At 55.9% G+C, this 3,494-nt stretch carries 1 protein-coding gene and 1 pseudogene; both read right to left on the bottom strand.

Features of this window, described 5'->3' with window-relative positions:
- On the bottom strand, nucleotides 1-2,475 hold a 2,475-nt coding region (locus GRI48_RS14540; protein WP_160677656.1), incomplete at its 3' end, for an AAA domain-containing protein.
- A pseudogene (locus GRI48_RS14110) lies at nucleotides 2,472-3,494 on the bottom strand (type IIL restriction-modification enzyme MmeI); the annotation flags it as partial. The pseudogene GRI48_RS14110 and the gene GRI48_RS14540, both read right to left, overlap by 4 nt.

Genomic DNA, 3,494 nt, shown 5'->3' with positions numbered 1-3,494 from the left:
CTCTTTCTCAATCGCAACAAGAAACTTCGGATCGCTAAGCGCTTCTTCCGGCACGAAAACCGGTCTGGTCAGGAAGTATTGATACTCGGCTCCAAGCCTTAAAGCCTCTTCGCGCAAGCTCTCCAACGCGGTTAGACGGTCGTCCGGTCCGGTTTGCCCAAGACAAAGAAGCAGCTCATCAGTCCATGCAAAGGGTGCCCCTGATACCCGTTGCTCCTCTGCAGATAGTGACTTCAGTTTTGCCGTCAGGTCTCGCAGGCGCGAAACAGTGTCATCCCGGTCCTCTCGCAAAGCCGGAAGTTCGCCCTTGCTTATCCTCTCCCTTATCTGCTCGGCTTTAGACAGATCCTTGTGGGCATTGAGGAGCGTTTCGACTGTGGGAAGGCGCTCAAGGTCCGGAAGGCACGCATTCAGATAGGCGAGGTCGTCACCAACTGCCTTCCGAGCCGTCCTGAGTTCGGCAATGTCAGCATCGGAAAATGCTGGATCGCAGGTTGATGAAACCTCCAGATCATCAGGCATCCAAGCTGTTAGTTCCGGCGAGGCTGCGACCATTCTAGCGGCGCGCATTGGCTCGTAAGTGTCGCCATCCAGCGTGATTGGCGAAATTGCCGCGCGTCCGATCTTGTCGACTTCTGTATCGATTAGCGCCAATTGCCGGTGCAGCCTGTCAATCTGCTCGTCCAGATCATCAATCTCGTCCTGCAACTCATGCCGCCGCAGCCGTTGCAGTTTTTCGCCGATGATATCGACGGATTCCTGAAACTGCTTAAGGCCGTCGCGATCGCTTTCAAGGAGGCTCACTGCAAGAGGACGCACCGCTTCTGGTAGCTTGTCGCGAAGAACCCTCAGTGCGGGCGCTTTCTGAGATGTCACGAGCACCCGCTTGCCAAGGGCGAGGTAGTGACTGATTATATTTGCGATCGTGTGCGTCTTGCCGGTACCCGGCGGCCCCTGAACAACTACTCCCGGGCGCACTTCCAGTCGCTGCACCACTTCGACCTGCTCACGGTTGAACGGCAATGGAAAGAACAGATCCTTCCCCTCCCCGCTAGAAGTGGTGACGCCCGGAATGCTGGAGATGCCGCGGAACTCGGGATACTCTTCTTCGCTCACCGCATTAGCAGGCTCAACAAGCAAGGAGGCCACTGCCTTCGGCAGTTCTGTTGTCTCTTCTCCATCTTCGAGAAGCGCGCGGAACTGACGCAAATCTTCCATCAATTGAGTGGCACGACGCTCTCGCTGAAAGAATGCAAACGCATCGCCGATCCTGAACTGCGTTTCAATCGAAGGGATAATCCCGGGCTGCGCTGGATCTTGGTCGGGTAAGTACACAGCATCAGGATCAAGCAAAGCGGCGGCCTGGCGTAGCGGTGGCGCGAACGTCTCCGGGGCAAATGGAGACAGGCTTTCTTCCTCAAGTTCACCAAGGAATTTCTCAGTCGCGGAGCGCCATTGGTCCAGCACGCCCAGCCCCATCTTATCCAGCGCGTCCAATTCGAGACCGGGGTCCGCTTCCATACGCGGTCGCACCTCAATCGCGTGGGTCAACTCGTTCAGACTGATTTCCTGCGAGACCGTAAGCAGCGGATACCGCAACCGCTTCCCGTCTCGAAACAGCGTGGCAAAACCGATGCCGCAGGTCAGCTCAAGCGGGATATCGCTGACACCTTCGAGCTGTTGGCGCAGCATGAACAACGCATTGTAGAGCGCAATTGTCTCACGGCGCGGGGTTTCGGTCTCGACCCAATTCGACCAGGCATTCTTAAGCCAGTACTCGAACAAAAGCTCGACCATCTCACGCTCGGCAAAATGTTCCAAGGAAACATGCTCGGGTGCATCTTCGGCGGGGATCAGGCCAGCCTCTACAAGGACAGCCCCTGAGATTTCGGACTTAAGTCGCGGCTCGCTTTTGGGATCGTCGCGATAGGTCAGCCAGACGGATAGCTCTACGTCCTCTGGTGCTGGCGGTGCCTTCCTCGGCAGCCGGTCGACACGCAACCATATCGGATCGTCATCGCGCCCGACATCGAGTGCGACACCAGGAAATCCTTGAAGCTCCGCCCCGGTTTTGCGGAAGGCCTTGTGATCCTGATAATCCAGAACCGTTTTCAACTTATCGCGCTCGGTGGCCTCGACGTAGTCGATCAGGTTAAGAAGGCGTTCTTGCTCTGCTGTCAATCGAGGCGACTCTTCAGTACTTGGCAGCAAGGGGTCCATGTCGAAATTCGGATCATCCTCCTCATCTATCGGAAAATCACGAATATTGTTTAAATGCCCGTCGATTCTTTCGACTATCGATCGCGCCCATGGATGATGAAACTTTTCAAACTCACTTCGAACCGAATTAAGTCTCTCTGCGTCGTCGTAGTGAAACTCAACAAGGTCTTCGATCGCTTGAAGATTGTCCTCAAGGGCCATCGCGCCCGATAGGCCCAAAGCTTTCATTGCTGTCAGCAGGTCTATCCGGCTCACGCCGATACCCTTTCCTGATTAAGGCGGAAAAGGCGCGCGAGGATTTCGTCGTCAGTTAGGGTTCCAGCGCGATAGTCGTCGCCCCAGCCGTAGGCTTCGGCAACGGCTTCATCGAGCGCGCGATGGGCATGGTCGAGCCAAGCGGGGCGGGTGTTGTAGAGATTGGTGAGAGTGCGTTTTTTCAGTTCCTTCGCGGCAGCCTCGTCCTTGGGCAGGATGCGGTCGGGATAGCCTTCGACCACTTCGGGCACTCGCTCGATAAGCTCAGGCGGGTTGAGCCAGTTCTCGCGCAACTCGTTGAGCCGCGCCGCCGCTGCCGCAATAGCCTGCGCGCGTGGATCATCGGCGTAGTCGGCAGTGGGGATGTCGGGGGTCAGACCTTCGGGAAAGGGGAAGGTCAGGTACACATAAGATGCGTTGTAGCGCCTCTGATTGCCTGCCCCAATTCGATTGCCAAAGTACGTACACCAATTCTCGTGAAACCGACTTTGCAACACTCCAAAACCTTCCAATCCAACGCCAGGAAAAGCGTAGAGGCTTTTGTCAGGCACCGTCCCTGCTGGAAGAAATCTAAAGACACGATGCTCGGTTGTTTCGGCTGTGGCAAGATAATCACCAGCATTCACAAGTCGATTGCGGAGTGCAGGCCTAGCCCGATGCGGCTCCCACCACGAAGAGTTTTGGCTGTCAGTATCTGTCCGATAGTCAACATAGTTAACAAGCTCACCGTCGCGATGTGGATCATATTTCGCAGCGCGAAGGTGTTCGAACGGAAGCTCGAAAGCGCTCGCTTCGGCTTCACCAAGTCCGCTGGGAAAATCGATAAGAAAGTTCTCAGACGGGCGGCCAACAATATCATCTGTTGCGACATAAGCCGAAAGAATGGCCGAGTTGGGCACTCCATTCGGATTGGTCGGTGCACGTAGCCATTCTACCGCCCTGTCTCTGTCAACTGTTAGCGGCCCGCTCTGCTGAACACCGATGAAGACAGAGCTCGCATTCTCATTCAATCGCGCGAC

The organism is Qipengyuania oceanensis (assembly GCF_009827535.1).
Classification (GTDB): domain Bacteria; phylum Pseudomonadota; class Alphaproteobacteria; order Sphingomonadales; family Sphingomonadaceae; genus Qipengyuania_C; species Qipengyuania_C oceanensis.
This window is presented reverse-complemented; position numbering and strand designations above follow the sequence as displayed.